General features: G+C 68.7%; 16 protein-coding genes. 2 read left to right on the plus strand and 14 right to left on the minus strand.

Annotated elements, in window-relative coordinates; all coding sequences use genetic code 11:
* Positions 1-33 precede the first annotated feature (33 nt).
* Both FHW85_RS05800 and FHW85_RS05805 read right to left on the minus strand, forming a co-directional pair.
* A complete protein-coding gene (locus tag FHW85_RS05800; protein WP_167255476.1) occupies positions 34-645 on the minus strand; it encodes a YdbL family protein in 612 nt (203 codons plus the stop codon).
* Between the two features lie 65 nt (positions 646-710).
* On the minus strand, positions 711-2,732 hold the full coding sequence (locus FHW85_RS05805) for a hypothetical protein (RefSeq protein WP_168647637.1): 2,022 nt from the start codon (positions 2,730-2,732) through the stop codon (positions 711-713).
* 134 nt (positions 2,733-2,866) lie between these two features.
* On the opposite strand from FHW85_RS05805, the gene FHW85_RS05810 reads away from it, so the two are divergent.
* Positions 2,867-3,556 carry a response regulator gene (locus FHW85_RS05810; RefSeq protein WP_243868075.1) on the plus strand — a complete coding sequence of 230 codons (690 nt, stop codon included), beginning with the start codon at positions 2,867-2,869 and terminating at the stop codon, positions 3,554-3,556.
* 463 nt (positions 3,557-4,019) lie between these two features.
* Here the strand turns inward: FHW85_RS05810 and recO are convergent, their stop codons facing one another.
* The 11 genes from recO to FHW85_RS05865 all read right to left on the minus strand — a co-directional run bounded on the left by recO (position 4,020) and on the right by FHW85_RS05865 (position 16,150).
* Complete coding sequence (gene recO, locus FHW85_RS05815; RefSeq protein WP_168647639.1) at positions 4,020-4,730, minus strand: DNA repair protein RecO; 711 nt, start codon at positions 4,728-4,730, stop codon at positions 4,020-4,022.
* Between the two features lie 98 nt (positions 4,731-4,828).
* Entirely contained in the window at positions 4,829-5,773 is a 945-nt protein-coding gene (gene era, locus FHW85_RS05820; RefSeq protein ID WP_168647640.1) for a GTPase Era, read from the minus strand.
* Positions 5,770-6,426 carry a ribonuclease III gene (gene rnc, locus FHW85_RS05825; protein ID WP_167255486.1) on the minus strand — a complete coding sequence of 219 codons (657 nt, stop codon included), beginning with the start codon at positions 6,424-6,426 and terminating at the stop codon, positions 5,770-5,772. Before rnc ends, era begins: the two co-directional genes overlap by 4 nt.
* Positions 6,427-6,433: 7 nt before the next feature.
* The gene (locus FHW85_RS05830; RefSeq protein WP_167255488.1) at positions 6,434-6,814 is read right to left on the minus strand and encodes a DUF4845 domain-containing protein; all 381 of its coding nucleotides are present in this window, start codon (positions 6,812-6,814) and stop codon (positions 6,434-6,436) included.
* A gap of 145 nt (positions 6,815-6,959) precedes the next feature.
* Positions 6,960-7,871 (minus strand): signal peptidase I, encoded by a 912-nt coding sequence (gene lepB / locus FHW85_RS05835; protein ID WP_168647641.1) that lies wholly within the window; start codon positions 7,869-7,871, stop codon positions 6,960-6,962.
* Between the two features lie 104 nt (positions 7,872-7,975).
* On the minus strand, positions 7,976-9,766 hold the full coding sequence (gene lepA, locus FHW85_RS05840; RefSeq protein ID WP_167255492.1) for a translation elongation factor 4: 1,791 nt from the start codon (positions 9,764-9,766) through the stop codon (positions 7,976-7,978).
* A 172-nt stretch (positions 9,767-9,938) separates the two neighbouring features.
* Positions 9,939-11,432: a DegQ family serine endoprotease gene (locus tag FHW85_RS05845; RefSeq protein WP_168647642.1), complete on the minus strand. Its 1,494-nt coding sequence runs from the start codon at positions 11,430-11,432 to the stop codon at positions 9,939-9,941.
* 144 nt (positions 11,433-11,576) lie between these two features.
* Entirely contained in the window at positions 11,577-12,266 is a 690-nt protein-coding gene (locus tag FHW85_RS22470) for a sigma-E factor negative regulatory protein (RefSeq protein ID WP_167255496.1), read from the minus strand.
* A complete protein-coding gene (rpoE, locus tag FHW85_RS05855; RefSeq protein ID WP_167255498.1) occupies positions 12,263-12,856 on the minus strand; it encodes an RNA polymerase sigma factor RpoE in 594 nt (197 codons plus the stop codon). The genes FHW85_RS22470 and rpoE overlap by 4 nt, the downstream gene beginning before the upstream one ends.
* Before the next feature lie 229 nt (positions 12,857-13,085).
* On the minus strand, positions 13,086-15,626 hold the full coding sequence (locus FHW85_RS05860) for an EAL domain-containing protein (RefSeq protein WP_168647715.1): 2,541 nt from the start codon (positions 15,624-15,626) through the stop codon (positions 13,086-13,088).
* 29 nt (positions 15,627-15,655) lie between these two features.
* Positions 15,656-16,150 (minus strand): hypothetical protein, encoded by a 495-nt coding sequence (locus FHW85_RS05865; RefSeq protein ID WP_167255500.1) that lies wholly within the window; start codon positions 16,148-16,150, stop codon positions 15,656-15,658.
* A gap of 200 nt (positions 16,151-16,350) precedes the next feature.
* Here FHW85_RS05865 and FHW85_RS05870 point away from each other — a divergent pair, with 200 nt between their 5' ends.
* The gene (locus tag FHW85_RS05870) at positions 16,351-18,411 is read left to right on the plus strand and encodes a 3-hydroxyacyl-CoA dehydrogenase NAD-binding domain-containing protein (RefSeq protein WP_168647643.1); all 2,061 of its coding nucleotides are present in this window, start codon (positions 16,351-16,353) and stop codon (positions 18,409-18,411) included.
* Positions 18,412-18,644: 233 nt separating this feature from the next.
* On the opposite strand, the gene FHW85_RS05875 is transcribed toward FHW85_RS05870, so the two are convergent.
* Positions 18,645-19,247, minus strand: coding sequence for a DUF2058 family protein (locus FHW85_RS05875; protein ID WP_168647644.1), 603 nt, complete (start codon positions 19,245-19,247; stop codon positions 18,645-18,647).
* Positions 19,248-19,266: the final 19 nt, after the last annotated feature.

The following is a 19,266-nucleotide window of genomic DNA, read 5'->3' on the forward strand; positions in this document are numbered from 1 at the left end:
GCGCGGAAAAAAACAGATGAAGCGCGCGGAGAGTTACTTCTGCTTCCAGGCGCCCGAGGGGTCCTGATAATACCAGCCGGACCGGGCCCGCTCGATCCAGCCCTTGGCGAAGGTGGCGCGGATCTGCGCTTCCCACTCCGGATGGCCGTTGGCATTGGCCACTTCGCGGTACAGCGCGCTGCGGTCGCGGTTCTCGTCGGCCACGCTGGCGTTGACTTCGGCGCGCTGGTTCAGCGGCACCTTGGAGGCGTCGCGCACGGCGACCAGGCCGTCCTTGGTGAAGCCCACCGCACCGCTGTCGAACAGCGTGCCCAGGCTGCCCTGGAAGCGCTGCTGCATGCGGCCGCGGATCGCCTCGGTGGTGGCGGTCTGCACGCGCACGTCCGGAGTGTCAGCCGCATAGGCGGCCGGAATCAGCAGGTCCAGCAGCATCGCCGAGGGCTGCTTGCCGGGCTTCTCGGCGGGCTTGGGCGGGTCCTTGCCGTCGTTGTTCTGGCTGGCCGGCTTGGCGTTGTCCAGCACGGTGCCGATGAACTGGTCGGCGGCCTTCTGCGCGGCGGCCTCGGGGAAGTAGACATTGATGGTGACGCAACCGACCAGCGCGACGAACAGCGAGGTCAGCAGGACGTAGGCGAGCTTGCGCATGATCGACGCTCCATGGAAGGGATGGGAGAACTTCATGTTCGGGGCAAGTGGTTCGAGGCCGGGCTTCAGTGAACTTCGGGACCGCCGCTCTCGGCGGCGGACTTGAGCCGGCGCACCAGGGTCGGCCAGTCCACCTGGGTCTGGTGGCCCACCACCTGCAGGCGCGGCAGCCCGCTGCCTTCGACGATAGTGTAGCCATCGCCGTCGCTGTCCAGTCCGCTCATGCGGCACACCGTGCCCTGCAGCGCGCAGTTGAGGCCGATGCGCTTGTAGCTGAAATTCTTGAACAGCCGCAGCATCGCGCCCTGCAGGCCGGCGGCGATGCCGCCGCCGCCCACTGAGACCAGGCTGTTGACCGCGCGCTGGCTGATCCGGCCGCCGCCGCCGGCAAGCAGGCGCGCGTCGAAGGAGACCGGATTCCAGTTCACCACGCGCAGGTTCTGCACGCTGCCGTCCATGCGGCCGGTGATGCTGCCGATGTCGAACACGCTGGTGATCGCGCCCAGGTCCAGCTGGCGCAGGGCCAGGTCGCCGGCCAGCACCGGGCTGTTGCCGAACGGGTCCTGCAGCGACATGCGGGTGACGTCGACGAAGCCGTCGAACACGTTCATCGACAGGCCGCCTTCGAGTTCGATGCGGTCGTCCACCCAGCGCAGCGCGGGAATCGCGCCGCCCAGGGTGCCGGGGAATTCCGGCCAGCCCATGGCGCGGCTGAAGGCGGCCATGTCCACGCCGGTCAGCGCCAGCGAGGTGGACAGGCGCCGGCCCCTGGCCGCGGCCGGGCGCCAGTCGAGGTCGGCCACGTGCAGGCGCCCGCCGAGCAGCGGCACGTCCATCGCCTTCTGCAGGCCGAGGCTGCCGTCGCGGCTCTGCCAGCCCATCTGCGCCGCGCCGTGCGCCAGGCGGTAGACCTGCGCGCTGCGCCAGCTCAGCGTGGTGGCCGGGCGCGTGCCGCGCAGCGCCCAGTCCATGCCGCCGCGCACGCCGCTGAGGGCGAGGCGGCCATCGCCGTCGGCGATGTCGAGGCCGTCGGTATCGAAGGAGAACGCGCGCAATCCGTCGGCGGCCATGTCCAGGGTGGCGGCGAGCTGGCCGCTGATGCGCGCGTTGCGCAGGCCCATGGTGGCGAGCCAGGCCTGGCCGTAGCGCTGGTAGGCGGCGGGGAAGCTGGCCTGGAAGCGGTCGAGCTTGAGCTTCTGCAGTTCGCCCTTGGCGTCGAAGGCGAGCGAGCCGTCCAGCTGCAGCGCGTCGGCGTCGCCCACGCGCAGGCGGCTGAAGTCGAGCACGCCGTTGCGCGCGCTGGCATCCAGGCCCAGTTGCACCGGATGGTCCGGCAGGCGCGCGTAGATCGGGCCGAGCAGCAGTTCGCCGCCGCGCAGGCTGGCATCCAGGCCGATGCGCGCGGGGCCGCCGATGGTGTCCACATTGAGCCGTCCGCTGCCGTTGAGGCGCTGGCCGGCGAGCGTGCCGGACGGCGTATCGAAACCCAGCTCCGCCAGGCCGAACTGGCCGGAGGCCTGCACGCCGCCGTTCTGCACGTCCAGCGCCAGCTCCGCATCCAGCCGCCCCGCGGTGGCGCGGCCGGACCACATGGTGGCGAGCAGCCCCTGCAGCCAGCCGGCCGGCAGGCCCTTGAGGCTGATCTGCGCATGGGTGGGCTGGTCCAGCGGCAGCGCGGCGCTGGCCAGCGACTTGCCCTGGTTCACGTCCACCTGCAGCGTGTTGGCCGCGTCGTCCAGCACCAGGTTGACCTTGGCGTCGTTCCAGGCCCCGCCCGGCGCGCCGGCCAGGCGCAGGTCGCCGTCAAACAGCCAGCGCAGGTGCGGGTCGCGCGACAGCGCGCCCTGCATGTCCAGCCCGACGCGGCGCCAGCCCAGCACCGGGAGTTCCGCCTTGGCCGCGCGCAGGGTGAGCTGCAGGCCGCCGTTGCCGTCCTCGGCGATGCGCATCTGCACGTCCTGCAGGCGCAGGCCCGGCACCGCGACCTGCCTGGCCTCGAGCACGATGTCCGCACGGGCCGGCAGCGCCACGGCGAAACCGAACACGATGCACAAATAGAACAAAAGGTGGCTTGATGTCGGGCGCATGTCGCGCCATTCTGCCAAAACCAGCTGAACGACATGGACTCGTCATGTTCAACACCCCCTCAAACGGCAGGTCGGCCGTTCCCGCGGGCAATCCTTCGGGTCATCCTTCAGGCCATCCTTCCGGCGCTCATGCCTTGCGTGTCCTGGTAGCCGACGACGATCCGGCCAGCCGCCTCTTCCTGGTCGAAGCGATGCGCACCCTGGGCCTGGAAGCCGAAGCCTGCGACGACGGCGCCGCCGCCATCGCCCGCGGACGCCGCGAAGCCTACGACCTGCTCCTGCTCGACTGCCGCATGCCCGGCGCCGGCGCCCAGCAAGTCCTGACCGAACTGCGCGGCGACCCCGCCGCCCCCTCCGCCGAAAGCACCGCCGTGGCCACCAGCGCCGAGATGGACGCCGCCGAACGCCAACGCCTGCTCTCCGGCGGCTTCACCGAAGTCCTGCAGAAACCCTGCGACCTGGCCGACCTGCGCCGCATCGTCGCCCTCGTCCAACCCGACTGCCAGCCCCTCCTGGACGACGCCCAGGGCCTGGCCAGCACCGGCAGCGAACCGATCATGCGCGCCATGCGCGCCCTGCTGCGCGACGAACTGGTCGGCATCTACCAGGACCTTGCCACCGCCGTCCTCACCGAAGCCGGCTTCGGCGACCGCCTGCACAAACTGCGGGGCTCCTGCGGCTTCTGCGGCGCCACCGCTCTCGCCGCACGCGTGGTGCAGCTGCAGGAACAGTTCAAACTCGGGCGCGCGATTCCACCGGCGATGCACGAGCGGTTCCGGGCGACGTTGCTGGAGACGATCGAGGCGCTGGGCGCGGGCGCTTGAACTGACGCCAGATTTGCGTCGTGCTTCGAACAAGCCTCTGCGCAAGCCCCGGCCCCTCACCCTGCCCTCTCCCCGGAGGGGAGAGGGGTGATGTGGTGAGGCAGGCAGGAGCGAAGAGCAAAAGCTGGCCTCAGTCCCTGAACATCCTCTCGGCAACGGCACGTTGAAGCACCCGTTACGTAAACGCACTGCCGTTTCGTGTAGACCCAGGTTAATCCGGTTACCGCAGACGCCCACCGCTCCTTCTAGTCGCGTCGCGAGCCTTGGCTCTCAGGCCATTCTCTCTTTGGTTACTTTCTCTTTGGGCCAGCAAAGAGAAAGTGACTCGGGCGCCGGCAGGCGTCCGAAATGCCCGCTGCATAAGCGGCCAAGTCGCGACAACCACACCTAGTCGCTACTGGATCCCGGCCTACGCCGGGATGACGAGCGGAGCAGGATGACGAGCAGAGCAGGATGACGAGAATCAGCGACGCGACAACGCCGCCGAAAGTACGTGCCACGCACGCAACTCAGCACCACCAAGATGAAAGCGAATCACCTCCCGCATCATCGCGCGCAGCGCCGACAACCCAGCCGCATCCGGCATCAAATCCGCCGCCAGCGCCAGCAAATCACTCCCCCGCAACGCATGCGGAAGATCCGCCCGACACGCCGTAGGCCCAACCTCCACCCGATAACGGTAATGTCGATCCGGATCGACCGCCTCCCCCGACTCCCCCTCGTAATCGAGCTGCAACCCATACCCGATCGCATCCAGCAGATCGCGCTCAAACCGCCGCAGCGTCCACGCCAACGGCTCCCCACTCGCCATCCGCGCCAGCGTCGCCGCATACGCCTGGAACAGCTCCGGATGCGGATCCTGACGCCCCGTCAGCCGCACCACCAATTCATTGAGATAAAGCCCGGCGAGACCGGCATCGCCACCAAGCCGCTGCGGCGCCCCCGCATGCTCAGCCCCCTGCAAGGTCGCCAACTCACCGCGCAGTAACAGATCCATCGCCAACGGCTGAAACGGCTCCAGCTGCGACCGCTGCAGCTTCGCGCGCTCGCGCCGCACGCCGCGCGCCACCACGCCGATCCGGCCGTGCTCCAGCGTCAGGCATTCCAGCAGCAGCGAAGTCTCCCGATAGGGCCGCGCATGAAGCACGTAGGCGGGCTGCTGGAGGAGTTGCATGGCCTGAGCGCAGGGAACGGGGATCGGGGAACCGGTAGATGAGGCGCCGCAAGCTTATCGAGCGCTTCCGTTCCCCGGTTCCTGTTCCCTGTTCCCCATCAATCCGTATAGCCGAACTTCTTGAGCATGCTCTCGTCGTCGACCCAGCCCTCGCGCACCTTCACCCACAGGCGCAGGTAGATCTTGCGCTCGAACAGCTGCTCCATCTTGCGGCGCGCGGCCGAGCCGATCGCCTTGAGCTGCTGGCCGCCGTTGCCGATCACGATGGCCTTCTGGCCGTCGCGCTCCACCCAGATCACGGCATGGATTTCGGCCACGCCGTCATCGCGGTCCTTGAACTGCTCGATCTCCACCGTGGTGGCGTACGGCAGTTCCTGGTCCAGGCGCAGCATGAGCTGTTCGCGCACCATCTCGGCGGCGAGGAAGCGTTCGCTGCGGTCGGTGATCTCGTCCTCGCCGTACATCGGCGCGCGCACCGGCAGGCGCTTCAGGATGCCCTGCTCCAGCTCTTTCAGGCCTTTTTCCTTCAGCGCGCTGACGTAGTAGACCTCGTCGAAACTGTGCTGCTCCATCAGGCCGGCCACGAAGGGCAGCATGGCGGATTTGTCCTTGGCCAGGTCGACCTTGTTGATCGCCAGCAGGCGCGGGATCTTCTGCTCGGCCAGCGCCTCGTACAGGGCCTGGTCCTCGTCGGTCCAGCGGCCGGACTCGATCACCTGCACGGCGAGCTCCACTTCGCCGATCGCCGAGCGCGCCGCGCGGTTGAGGCTGCGGTTCATCGCGCGCTTGGCGCCGCGGTGCAGGCCGGGCGTGTCGACGTAGAGAATCTGCCCCGCCTCGTTGGTGGCGATGCCCAGGATGCGGTGCCGCGTGGTCTGCGGGCGGGGGCTGACGATGGACAGGCGGAAGCCGATCATCGCGTTGAGCAGGGTGGACTTGCCCACGTTGGGCCGGCCCAGCAGCGCGACGGCGCCGCAGCGGAAATCCTCGTGCGGCAGCTCGGCCGGCGCGGGGGTTTCGAAATCTTGATCGTGGTCGCTCATGGTCTGGTTTCCTGCAATTGGCGCAGCACGGCCTCGGCCGCGTCCTGCTCGGCGGCGCGGCGGCTGCCGCCGCGGCCCTCCGCGGTGACCGGCATGGGTTCGGCGATGATGCAGGAGACGTCGAACGTCTTCGCGTGATCCTCGCCGTAGCTGTCGGTCAGTTCGTAGTGCGGCAGCGGCCAGCCGCGGGCCTGCAGCCATTCCTGCAGGCGGGTCTTGGCGTCCTTGGACGAGCGCGGAATGGCCGCGACGCGCTCGGCGAACAGGCCCCGCACCACCTCGCGGCACTGGGCGAAATCGCTGTCCAGGTAGACGGCGGCCACCAGGGCCTCGAAGGCGTCGGCGAGGATGGAATCGCGGCGGTAACCGCCGCTCTTCAACTCGCCCGAGCCCAGTTTCAGCGCGTCGCCCAGTTCCAGCTCGCGCGCGATCAGCGCCAGCGCCTGGCCGTTGACCAGCTGCGCGCGCAGGCGCGACAGCTCGCCTTCGCTGGCGTTGGGGTGCGCTTCGTAAAGCAGTTCGGCGACCACCACGCCAAGCAGGGCGTCGCCGAGGAACTCCAGCCGCTCGTTGTTCGGCTTGCCGGCGCTGCGATGGGTCAGGGCCAGTTGCGCCAGCGCCGGGTCGCGGAAACGGTAAGTCAGCTTGGCCAAAAAAACCTCAGTAACCGATGTTGCCCTGCAGAGGCACGGTCTTCTCGAAGTGCAGCAGGAAATCGATGTTGTACATAAAGGGCACGCGCTTGTCGTACTCGATCTTCAGCAGCGCGGCGTTGTTGGCGCGCGAGATGGTGATGTCCTTGGGCTTGATGGTGGCATCGTCCACGTACTGGAAGCCCAGCTTGAACATCAGGTCGCGGCGGATGTCGTCCAGCGTGCGGCCTTCGGTGCCGGCGGTGGCCACCTGGTTCATGGCCTTGCTCACGCCCATGAACTCGGCGTAGGACGGCACCAGCTTCATCGCCATGAAGCCGAAGAAGGCCACGACGATCAACACCACAAGAAACCCGATCAGGGTGATACCCGACTGCTTTGCTTTCATAGTCCCCTCGCTATGCCGACCGGCGGCGGCCCCGCTTGTATGGAAATGGTGCCACGTTGCCGGCCCGCCGGCATCGCGCAGGCGGATTCTGGCGCCACGGCGGGCCGGCGTCACGCCGCGCGACCCGACCGCTGTCACGCTTTGCTTAGTGAATCACACGGCCCATGCGCGAGAAGTCGACCCAGCCGGCGTCCGGCCCCTTCACGCTCAGCCAGATCAGGAAGGCCTTGCCCGCCAGGTTCTGCTCCGGCATGCAGCCCCACCAGCGGCTGTCGGTGCTGTTGTAGCGGTTGTCGCCCATCACCAGGTAGCAGCCCTGCGGGATCACCGACGGCACCTTGTCGTTGGGGATCGGCGGCGGGCGGTTGTAGGCCGGCATGCGCGCGGTGAGGTGGTTCACCACCGTGCCCTCCTCGGTGCGCAGGTGCTCGTTCCACACCGTCGCGCCCATTTCCAGCATCAGGCGGTCTTCTTCGCGCTTGGGGTTGCCCATGTAGGGGCCGACTTCCTCGGCATCGACCGCCTGGCCGTTGATCAGCAGCTGGTCGCCCTGCATCTCGATGCGGTCGCCCGGCAGGCCGATCACGCGCTTGATCCAGTTCTGGCTGGGCACCGGCGCCTGCGGGTTGGCGCAGGTCTGGTCGCCGCTGCGCACCAGTTTGCCGTCCACGCCGCACAGGTAGCCCGGGAAGCGGAACACCACCACGTCGCCGCGCTTGGGCTCGCCCAGGGCCAGGAACTTGTTGTTGAAGGCCGGCATGCGCAGGCCGTAGGCGAACTTGTTCACCAGGATGAAGTCGCCCACGTCCAGGGTCGGCATCATCGAACCCGACGGAATGCGGAACGGCTCGGCCACGAACGAGCGCAGCAGCAGCACCACCAGCACCACCGGGAACAGCGAGCGCGCCCAGTCCACCGAGACCGGGTCCTGCGGCTCCTGCCCGGCCGTCTCGGCCCTGGCCTTGCGCGACTTGTAGAACAGCAGGCGGTCCAGGCCCCAGACCACGCCGAACAGCACGGTCAAGGCAAGCAGAATCGCCGAAAAATCGAAATCCATGAGGGCTCCTTCAGAGCGTCAATCGCGGAGGGGTTCTCGCGGCCGGTGCACTGCGCCGGCGGTGTTGCGGTGGCCCCCTGTTCGTTCCATGTCCTGCCCGCGCCTTATTTGTCGACCTTGAGCACGGCGAGGAAGGCCTCCTGCGGAATCTCCACGCGGCCCACCTGCTTCATGCGCTTCTTGCCTTCCTTCTGCTTCTCCAGCAGCTTCTTCTTGCGGCTGACGTCGCCGCCGTAGCACTTGGCCAGAACGTTCTTGCGCAAGGCTTTCACGGTGGAGCGCGCGATCACCTGCGCGCCGATCGCCGCCTGGATCGCCACGTCGAACTGCTGGCGCGGGATCAGATCCTTCATGCGCTCGACCAGGTCGCGGCCGCGGCGGTCCGCGTGGCTGCGGTGCACGATCAGCGACAACGCATCGACGCGGTCGCCGTTGATCAGCACGTCGGTGCGCACGAACGGGCCGGCCTCGAAGCGCTCGAAGTGGTAGTCCATCGAGGCATAGCCGCGCGAAACCGACTTCAGGCGGTCGAAGAAATCCAGCACCACCTCGGCCAGCGGCAGCTCGTAGCTGATCTGCACCTGGGTGGCCAGGTACTGGATGGAGCGCTGGATGCCGCGCTTCTCCTCGCACAGCGTGATGATGTTGCCGATGTAGTCGGCCGGCGTGAGGATGTTGGCGACGATGATCGGCTCGCGGATCTCCTCCACCTGCGGCGAGGCCGGCAGCTTGGCCGGGTTGTCCAGCAGCATCACCGAGCCGTCGTTCTTAAGGATCTCGTAGACCACGGTGGGCGCGGTGGTGACCAGGTCCAGGTCGTATTCGCGCTCCAGGCGCTCCTGCACGATCTCCATGTGCAGCATGCCGAGGAAGCCGCAGCGGAAGCCGAAGCCCATCGCCTCGGAGCTTTCCGGCTCGAAGAACAGCGCGGCGTCGTTGAGGCGCAGCTTTTCCAGCGCCTCGCGCAGCGCCGGGTAGTCGTCCGCGGAAACCGGGAACAGGCCGGCGAACACGCGCGGCTGCATGGTCTGGAAACCCGGCAGCGGCTTGTCGGCGGGCTTGCCGGCGTGGGTGAGCGTGTCGCCCACCGGCGCGCCGTGCACGTCCTTGATGGACGCGGTGATCCAGCCCACTTCGCCGGCGGCGAGGCGCTCCAGCTTCTTGCGCTTGGGGGTGAACACGCCCACTTCGCTCACTTCGTGCGTGCGGCCGGTGGACATCACCAGCAGCTTCTCGCCGGGGCGGATCTCGCCCTGCATCACGCGCACCAGCGAGACCACGCCGAGGTAGTTGTCGAACCAGGAGTCGATGATCAGCGCCTGCAGGCGGTCGGTGTCGCGCGGCTTCGGCGGCGGGATGCGCGCGACGATGGCCTCGAGCACTTCCACCACGTTCTGGCCGGTCTTGGCGCTGACCGCCACGGCGTCGTCGGCGTCGATGCCGATGACCGCTTCGATCTCGCCCTTGACCTTGTCCGGGTCGGCGGTGGGCAGGTCGATCTTGTTGAGCACCGGCACCACTTCCAGGCCCATCTCCACCGCGGTGTAGCAGTTGGCGACGGACTGCGCCTCCACGCCCTGGGCGGCGTCGACCACCAGCAGCGCGCCTTCGCAGGCGGCCAGCGAGCGGCTTACTTCATAGGAGAAGTCGACGTGGCCGGGGGTGTCGATGAAATTCAGCTGGTAGGTCTTGCCGTCGCGCGCCTTGTACGGCAGCGACACGGACTGGGCCTTGATGGTGATGCCGCGCTCGCGCTCGATCGGGTTGCTGTCGAGCACCTGGGCTTCCATCTCGCGCTCGGCCAGGCCGCCACAGATCTGGATGATGCGGTCGGCAAGCGTCGACTTGCCGTGGTCGATGTGGGCGATGATGGAGAAATTGCGGATCAGTTCCATGGAACACGCTGGCTGCGGTCACCGCCTGCGCGGAGCACAGGCAGCGTATCACCGGGATGGCGATACGAACCCGGCATTATCGCATGGAAAGCGCATCGGCCGGGCGGCGGGGGCCGGAATGCGGCGGGGCGGCCCGGAGGCCGCCCCGCCGTCGGTATCACCGGTCAGGAGATCACTCCTCCTCGCCGGCCTTGGGGATGGTCAGGCCGACGAAGCCGCTCTGGTCGCCGTGGCGCACCAGCAGCAGCGCGGTATCGCCGGGCTTGAGCTCCTTGGTGGCTTCGCGGAACGCCGCCGCCGTGCCAACCCGGCGCTGGTTGACCATCAGGATCACGTCGCCCGGCTGCAGGCCGGCGCGGGCCGCGACCGGACCGTTGACGTCGCTGACCAGCACGCCCTCGCCCGCCTTCAGTCCGAGCTGCTGGCGGGTGTCGCTGTCCAGGTCCTGCACCGCCAGGCCCAGCGCGGTGGAGCCGCCACCGGTGGCCGGCGCTTCCTTGCCCGCGGCGGCAGCGATGGCCTTGCCGTCGCGCTTCATCTCGCCGACGGTGACCGGCACGTCCTGCTTCTTGCCGTCGCGCAGGATGCTGAGGGTGGCCTTGCTGCCCGGCGCGGTCATGCCGACCAGCGGCGGCAGGTCGGCGGCCTGGGTGATCGGCTGGCCGTTGTAGCCGACGATGATGTCGCCCGGCTTGATGCCGGCCTTGTCCGCGCCACTGCCCGGATTGACCTGGGTCACCGCCGCGCCGGAATTGCTGCCGAGCTTGAGCGCCTTGGCGATGTCGTCGGTGATCGGCTGCATCATCACGCCGAGCTGGCCGCGGGTGACGTAGCCCTTTTCCTTGATCTGCTTGACCACGTTCATGGCCACGTCGATCGGGATCGAGAACGCCACGCCCAGATAGCCGCCGGTGTTGGAATAGATCTGCGAGTTCACGCCGACCACCCGGCCCTGCAGGTCGAACAGCGGGCCGCCGGAGTTGCCGCGGTTGATCGGCACGTCGGTCTGGATGAACGAGGTGTAGGGCTGGTCCTGGCTGCCCAGGTTGCGGCCCACGGCGCTGACGATGCCCTGGGTCACGGTGTAGTCGAAGCCGAACGGCGAGCCGATCGCCAGCACCCACTGGCCGGGCTTGAGGCTGCGCGAATCGCCGATGCTCACCGACGGCAGGCTGCCGCCGGCATCCACCTTCAACAGGGCGATGTCGTACTGCGGGTCGCTGCCGATCACCTTGGCGGTGAGGGTGCGGCGGTCCTGCAGGCGCACGGTGACCTGGTCGGCATCGTCCACCACGTGGGTATTGGTGAGGATGTAGCCGTCGCTGGAAATGATGAAGCCGGAGCCGAGCGAGGTGCGCTGCTGTTCTTCCGGCGACGGCACCATCGGCATGCCGAAGAAGCGGCGGAAGATGTCCAGCTGGGGGTCGTCCGGCGGCATCGCGCCGCGGCCGCGCGCCTGGGGTGCGGCCTTGCGCGCGCTCTTGCCGCTGTACTTGGCTTCGACGTGGACCACGGCCGGGGCGTTCTTCTGCACGATGCCGGTGAAGTCCGGCAGGCTGGCCGCGGGGGCCGGCGCGGGACTCGCCGCCTGGGCCTGCGCTCCGCTCGCCACGGCAAGCGACACCAGCGCGCAGCCCAGCGCGCGACGCAGGTTCGTTCGACTCATGTGTTCCTCCTTTCCAAGGTGTGGGAATCGGGCTGGACGCGGAGCGCGCCCGTGCAACGTCCGGCCCCTGGGGGCCGGACGGACATCACTGCATGGGGGACAACAAGAAAGGCCATCGGGGCGGGCATGGACACACCGCCGCGATTACTGCGCCTGCGGTTCCTGCGCGGACTGCGCCTGGGGAATCCGCTGCTGCACCTGCGGGGCGAGCAGCAGGTAGCTGCCGTCGCCGTTGTTGATCGCGCGGTAGCGATCCAGCTGGTACGGGTTCTGGCGGTTGCGCGAGTACAGGAAGGTGGCGCCGTCGTCGCCGCCGACCGTGGCCGAAGCCTGCTGGGTCAGCGCCGAAGGCAGGCCGGCGTAGTTGTTGAGCCATTCCGGTGCGGCGGCCGGCACGTCGGCGCGGGCGGTGGCCGTGGCGGCGGACTGCGTCACGGCGGCCCGCTGGCTGCCGGCGGTGGCGACGCGCGGCGTGGCGTTGTCGCTGCCGGGGCCGACCGGCTGGGTGACCATGAGGGCGGCGACGGCGACCGTCGCGGCGATGGCGCCGCCGGCGGACCAGCGCAGCCAGTGGCGGCGCCTGCCGCTGCCGACCGCGATGGTTTCCTGCTCGATCGCCACCAGCACGCGCGCCGAGAAACCGGCGGAGGCGAGCGGCGGCAACTGGTGGCGCAGGCCGTCGCGCGCCACGTGATAGCGCGACCAGGCTTGCTGCAGGGCAGCGTCGTGGTCGAGCCGGCGCAGCAGGAAGCGCAGTTCCTCCTGGGTCAGTTCGCCGTCGATGCCGGCGGACAGCATGCCTTGGGAAGGATGTTCGCGATGGTTGTCAGTCATGTCAGGTCCTCACGGTCCGACAGCAGGGGCCGCAGTTTCTCGTCGATTGCTTCGCGTGCCCGGAAGATACGCGAACGCACCGTACCGATCGGGCAGCCCATCGCCTCGGCGATTTCTTCGTAGCTCAGGCCGTCCACCTCGCGTAGCGTGATAGCGGTCCGCAGCTCTTCGGGCAGCGCTTGGACAGTGGAAAAAACCGTTTGTTCAATTTCCTGGCGCAGGAGTTCGCGCTCGGGCGTGGCGGTTTCCTGCATGCGGTCGGAACCGGGCACGAAGACCGCATCGTCCACCGAGATGTCGTCGGCCGGCGGACGCCGCCCCAGGGCCACCAAGTGGTTCTTCGCCGTATTCACGGCGATCTTGTACATCCAGGTATAGAAAGCGCTCTCGCCGCGGAACGAGCCGATCGCGCGCCAGGCGCGCACGAACGCCTCCTGGGCCACGTCCTCGCACTCGGCGTAGTTGTTCACATAGCGGGAAACCAGCGCGATGACCTTGTGCTGGTACTTGCGCACCAGCAGGTCAAAGGCCCGCTTGTCCCCTTTTTGGACCCGCTCGACCAGGGCGCTGTCCAGTTCGTTTTCGCCCATCCGGGCCGTCTCCTTCTGACTACCGCTGCCACCGCTTGGAGGGATTCCGCCGGCTCGGGACGGTTCGCTAGGACAAGAAACATGCCGCCGAGTTCAGCGCCCCGCGCAGATAAGGCATCCGCCCCGGCCGGCTCCGGCGCCATCGTACCCAACGCGACTGGCGTCCCGGCGGCCGACCGCCCTGCTGCAGATATAGGGACGCACCACGGCCAGGCAAGCGGCAATCGCCTCACTCCTCGCCGGCATCCGCCGTGGCCAGCAGGCGCTGGCGTTCGTGCAGCAGCTTTTCGAAGGCCGGCGTCGGCAGCGGCCGGCAGAACAGATAGCCCTGCAGTTCGTCGCAGCGGTTGGCGCGCAGGAAATGCAGGTGCTGCTCGATCTCCACGCCCTCGGCCACCACGCCGCGCTTCAGGCGATGGGCCATTTCGATGGTGGCGCGCACGATCGCCTCGTCGTCCGGGTCCACGCCGATATTGCGCACGAAGCTCTGGTCGATCTTGATGCGGTCGGCCGGCAGCTTGCGCAGGTAGTCCAGCGAGGCGGCACCGGTGCCGAAGTCGTCGATGGCGATGCGGCAGCCCAGCTTGTGCAGGCCGTGCAGGTTCTCCACCAGGTTGGGGGCGGCCTTGATGCTGATGCTCTCGGTCACCTCCATTTCCAGCAGGCCCGGATCCAGGCCGCTCTCCTGCAGCGCCGACGCCACGATGTCGAGCAGGTTCGGCTGCATCAGCTGCACCGCCGAGAGATTCACGCCCAGGCGCAGCCGCAGGCCGAACTTGCGCTCCCACTCCTGCGCCTGCTTGCAGGCGGTGCGCAGCACCCATTCGCCGATCGAGACGATCAGGCCGGTCTCCTCGGCCAGCGGGATGAAGAAGCCGGGGCCGATGAAGCCGAGCTCCGGATGCTCCCAGCGCACCAGCGCCTCCATGCCGACGATGTCCTCGCTGGCCGCGTCCACCTGCGGCTGGTAGAACACGCGCAGCTCGCCATTGTGCTCGGCGTGGCGCAGGCCGGATTTCAGCGCCATGTTCTGCTGCTGCGCCTGCTCGGCGCTGATCTCGTAGATCTGGTAGTTGTTGCGGCCCAGGCTCTTGGCCGCGTACATCGCCTCGTCGGCGTGCTTTAGCAAGGTCTCGGCGTCCGGCGCGTCGTCCGGGAAGAAGCTCACGCCGATCGAGGCGGTGACCTGCAGCTCGGTGCCGTCGTCGATGCGGAACGGCGCTTCCATCACCTGCACGATCTTCTCGGCGACGCGCAGCACGTCCTCGCTCTTCACGATGTGCCGCAGGATCACCACGAACTCGTCGCCCGCGTAGCGCGCCACCGTGTCCGACGCGCGCACGCTGGTGCGCAGGCGCTGGGTGGTGGTGATCAGCACCTGGTCGCCCACCGCGTGGCCGAGGGTGTCGTTGATGGTCTTGAAGCGGTCCAGGTCGACGAACAGCATGGCGAAGCATTCGCCGGTGCGGTTGGCCTCGCGGATGATGGTGTCGAGGCGGTCGTTGAACAGCAGGCGGTTGGGCAGGCCGGTGAGCGCGTCCAGCAGGCCTTCGGCGCGGCCCTGCTCGCGGGTGCGGCGCAGTTCCAGCGCATGGGCGAAGCGCGCCGCCGCGCAGCGCAGCACCGGTTCCACGATGGCCAGCTCGCCGAACGGCTGCCGCGTGCCGGCCAGCAGCGCGCCGAGCACGCTGTGGCGTTCGTCCAGCAAGGGCAGGCCGGCGAAGCCGCTCAGGTCGAGTTGTTCCAGCAGCGGATCCATCGCGGCCAGGCGGCGCGCGCCGCCGGGGTGCAGCATCGGCTGCCCGGACAGCACCAGGCGCAGCGAACTCTGCAGCTGCGGGCTGGGCCAAAGCTGCTCCTCGCCGCTCCAGCATTGCGCCAGCTGCAGCGGCGCGCCGCCGTCTTCCGGACGCGCCGACCAGATCGCCAGATAGTCCAGCCCCATGTCCTCGAACAGCATCCGCGCCGCGGTGGCGATGCTGTCGTCGGCGCTGCTGCTGGCGAACAGGCGCGCCAGCATGGCCAGCGCCACTTCGGCGCGCGCGCCGGCGCGGTCGCTGCGGAACACGAAGGCCACGGCGTCGCGGCCGGCGTGGCGGATCTGCCGCGCGCTGGCCTCGCCGCTGTCCTCGCCCTGGCGCGAGCGGCGCCGGCAGGGATGCCAGCGGCGCGAATCGTCGGCCAGCGCCTGCTCCGGCGCCAGGCCCTGGAACTGCAGCAGCTCGGCCAGCGGCTGGCCGACCAGGCGCTCACCGGACAGGCCGCTGCGGCGCAGCAGCGCGGGGCTGACTTCGAGCAGGCGGCCGCGCTCGGCATCGACGATCAGCCACTCGCTGTCCACTTCGTCGAAGGCGAAGCGGTAGTCGCCGCCGCCGTGCGCCGCCTCGCCCTGCGCGGAAGCCGGCAGGATCGCGCCGGTGCGCTGCAGGCGCTGCCAGCGCGCGATCAGCTCGCTGTCGATCTGCGCGGCATACAGCCAGTCGGAAACCCCGGCCGGCAGCTGGGCCGGCTTGATCGCCGCGCCCTCGGTCAGCACCACGATCACCGGTGCCTCGGCGCAGGCCGGCAGGCGGCGCAGTTGTTCCACCGAGGCCAGCGCGTCGCGCGCGTCGCCTTCCAGCACCATCACCACCAGGGCCAGCTTGGGGCGGCCTTCGAGCAGGATGCCGGCGTGGGTGGTGTCGCGGGCGGAATGCACGGCGAGGTGGCCGTCGCGGTCCAGCGCGTCGAACACGGCGCGGCGCAGCTCGCGCTGCGCCGCCACCACCATGATGCCGCCGGGGGCGGACACGGCCGCGTTCAAAGCAGCCACCGGCCATCGCGCAGGCGCGGCCGGAGCGCGGGCTTGACCTGGCAGCTGAGCCGCACGATCACGTCGCTCAGTCCTTCCACCAGCGATTCGGGGGCATCCAGCAGCACCACCCGGCGCACGTGGCCGGTGGGCGTGCGCGCCAGCTGGCGCAGCAGGGCCACGTCCGGCGCGGCCAGCGGCAGCGGCAGCCGGCGCAACAAGTAAATGCCGAAGTGATTGCTCTGCTGGATGTAGCGCAGCACCTGGCTCAGCCGCGCATGCGGCGCCTTGTCGGCGTGCTCCTCGCGCAGGTTGCCCAGGCCTTCCTCCGGACTCCACAGATAGATGGCCTGGCCGGTGCGGCGGACCAGGCTGCGGAACTGCCCGATCAGGGCGTCGCCGTCCGCGTCTTCCAGCGAGACCAGGCAGCCGCGCGCGCCCAGGATGCGCTCGAGGATATCGGCACCTGGCTGGACGGCTGGGGCGGCAATGGAGGTGTTCATTGGGCAGCTAAGTTACGCGGTCCGCGGGGCTACGCCTAGCGCCCGAAAGAGCCTCCGCGCATTCGCCGGCGGGTTTCTTGCGTCAGCGCACAGGCCGGTCTTTTACGCCACTTTCATGGACTTGCGCACCACCCCGGACCATCTCGCAATCCACGCTACGGCAGGGTATGGTGCCTGCCTTTCCATGCTGGACCTGACTCATGTTCGAAGGACTGCGCTTCAACCACTGGAAGACGAGCCTGGACGACAGCGGCATCGTCACCCTGACGCTCGACCGCGCCAACAGCAGCGTCAACGCGCTCTCGCGCGAGGTGCTGGACGAGCTCGGCCAGATCGTGGAGCGCCTGTCGATCGAGAAGCCGGCCGGCGTGCTGATCCATTCGGCCAAGCCGGGCGGCTTCGCGGTGGGCGCGGACATCAAGGAATTCGTCGAATACGCCAAAGACGGCACGGTGCTGCAGAACATCGAGAACGGCCAGCGCGTGTTCGAGTCGCTGGCCCGCCTGCCCTGCCCCACGGTCGCCGCCATCCACGGCGCCTGCATGGGCGGCGGCACGGAGCTGGTGCTGGCCTGCCGCCAGCGCATCGCGGCGGATGACGAGAAGACCCGGATCGGCCTGCCCGAAGTGATGCTCGGCATCCACCCCGGCTGGGGCGGCACGGCGCGGCTGCCGCGCCTGATCGGCGCACTCGACGCGCTGCCGGTGATGCTGACCGGCAAGGCGCTGTCGGCCAGGCGTGCCGCCGCGCTCGGCGTGGTCGACCGCCTTGCGCCCGCCGGCGAACTGCTGGCCGAAGCGCGCGCCCTGCTGCGCCGCCCGCATGTGCGCCCCGCCGTGCAGCGGCTGAAGGCCTGGGCCACCAATACCTGGCCGGCGCGGCAGATCCTGGCGCCGATGGTGCTGAAGCAGACCGCCGCCAAGGTGCGCAAGGAGCACTACCCCGCCCCGTTCGCGCTCATCAACGTATGGCAGCGCGGCGGCTCCAGCATCCAGCAGCGGCTGAAGCTGGAGGCGCGCTCGGTGGCCAAGCTGGCCGAGACCAGCACCGCGCGCAACCTGATCCGGATCTTCCTGCTGCAGGAACGCCTGAAGGGCCAGGGCGCCGGCGCGGAGCACGGCATCGAGCACGTGCACGTGGTGGGCGCCGGCGTGATGGGCGGCGATATCGCGGCCTGGGCGGCCTTCAAGGGTTTCCAGGTGACCTTGCAGGACCGCGAGATGAAGTTCATCCAGCCCGCGCTGGACCGCGCGCGGGCGCTATACGAGAAAAAGCTGAAGACGCCGGAGAAGGTCGAAGAAGTGGCGCGCCGCCTGCGCGCCGACGTCGAGGGCAAGGGCGTGGCCGCGGCGGATCTCGCGATCGAGGCGATCTTCGAGAACGCCGAGGCGAAGAAGGCGCTGTACGCCACCATCGAGCCGCAGTTCCAGGCGGACGAGATCCTCGCCACCAATACCTCGAGCATTCCGCTGGACGAACTGCGCCAGGGCCTGCGCGCGCCGCAGCGTTTCCTGGGCCTGCACTTCTTCAATCCGGTGGCGCAGATGCCGCTGGTGGAAGTGGTGCGCCACGACGGTCTCGACCCCGCGATCGAGAAGCGCGCGCTGGCCTTCTGCAAGGCGATCGGCAAGCTGCCGGTGGCGGTGAAGGGGACGCCGGGCTTCCTGGTCAACCGCATCCTGATGCCTTACCTGCTCGAAGCCATCCGCCTGTACAACGAAGGCGTGCCCGGCCCGGTGCTGGACAAGGAAGCGAAGAAATTCGGCATGCCGATGGGGCCGATCGAACTGGCCGATACCGTGGGCCTGGACGTCTGCGCCTCCGTGGGCAAGGAGCTGGCGCCCTTCCTCGGCCTGGAACTGCCGCCCGGCATCGAGGACAAGCTCGCCGCCGGCAAGCGCGGCAAGAAGGACGGCCAGGGTTTCTACGTGTGGCAGGAAGGCAAGCCGCAGAAGCCTGAAGTGGATCCCGACTACGCCGCGCCCGCCGACCTGCAGGAGCGCATGCTGCTGCCGATGGTCAACGAGGCCGTGGCCTGCCTCGCCGACGGCGTGGTGGACGATGCCGACCTGCTCGATGCCGGCGTGATCTTCGGCACCGGCTTCGCGCCGTTCCGCGGCGGCCCGATCCAGTACGTGCGCAGCGAAGGCGCCGGCGTGGTCAAGGGCAAGCTGGAACGGCTGGCGCAGCGGCATGGCGAGCGCTTCGCGCCGAAGCAGGGTTGGGACTTGCCGATCCTGGCGCAGCCGCCGGAAGCCTGAAGACAAGTCATGAAATGAAAAAGGCCGGCGTCATCGCCGGCCTTTTCTTTGCTCGTCATCCCGGCGCAGGCCGGGATCCAGTAGCGTTGCCGTCCGAGTGTGCGAAAAAGCTCCAGAGCGAGCTTTGGGATGCCTTCACTACGATGCGGCACATCGCCGCTGGATTCCGGCCTGCGCCGGAATGACGTCCATACGTAGTCGCGTGCCGCGATTCCCTGCGTCTCAGGTAGCGCTTACCAGACCAGATCGTCCGGCACGCCATCTTCGCCCACGCCACCCGTGCCCGGCTCCGGCAGCAGCGCCAGCAAATGCGCATCGATCTCGCGCACCTGCTCGGCGATGGCGCGGCTCACCACCAGGTAATGGCCGCCCTGCTGCACCACGCCCAGCTCGCCCGCATTGAGCGCGGCCAGCTGCGCCTGGTCGACGTAGACGCGGCGGATCTTGCCGCCGTATTCGAAGTGGCGCGCATGCTCGGCGTCCTTCTTGTTCAATGCCTGGCCCTGCAGCAGTTGCTGGACCTTCTGCTTGCGCTCGCGCTTGAGCCGCGCTTCCTCGGCCGCCGCCTGCTCGGCCTGGCGGCGCTCGGTGCTTTCGGCCTGCTTGCGGATCGCATAGGCCTTGGCCAGGTCGATCTCGCCGTCGCGCGGCGGACGCGCGGACTGTTGCTGGGGCTTGCCGCCCGGCTTCGCCTGCGGGTTGCCGGGCTTGCCGCCTTGGCTTTTGAAGGGCTTTTGCGCCAGCCTGCCGGCGGGCGGCTGCGATGCGCGCTTCTCGTCGCGCACCTGTTTGACGATGCCGCTCTTGAGCAGCTGATCGCGCAGGGAATCGGCCATGATCGATAAACCTGTCTTG

Source organism: Dyella sp. SG609, assembly GCF_012275375.1.
In the GTDB taxonomy this organism is placed as follows: domain Bacteria; phylum Pseudomonadota; class Gammaproteobacteria; order Xanthomonadales; family Rhodanobacteraceae; genus Dyella_D; species Dyella_D marensis.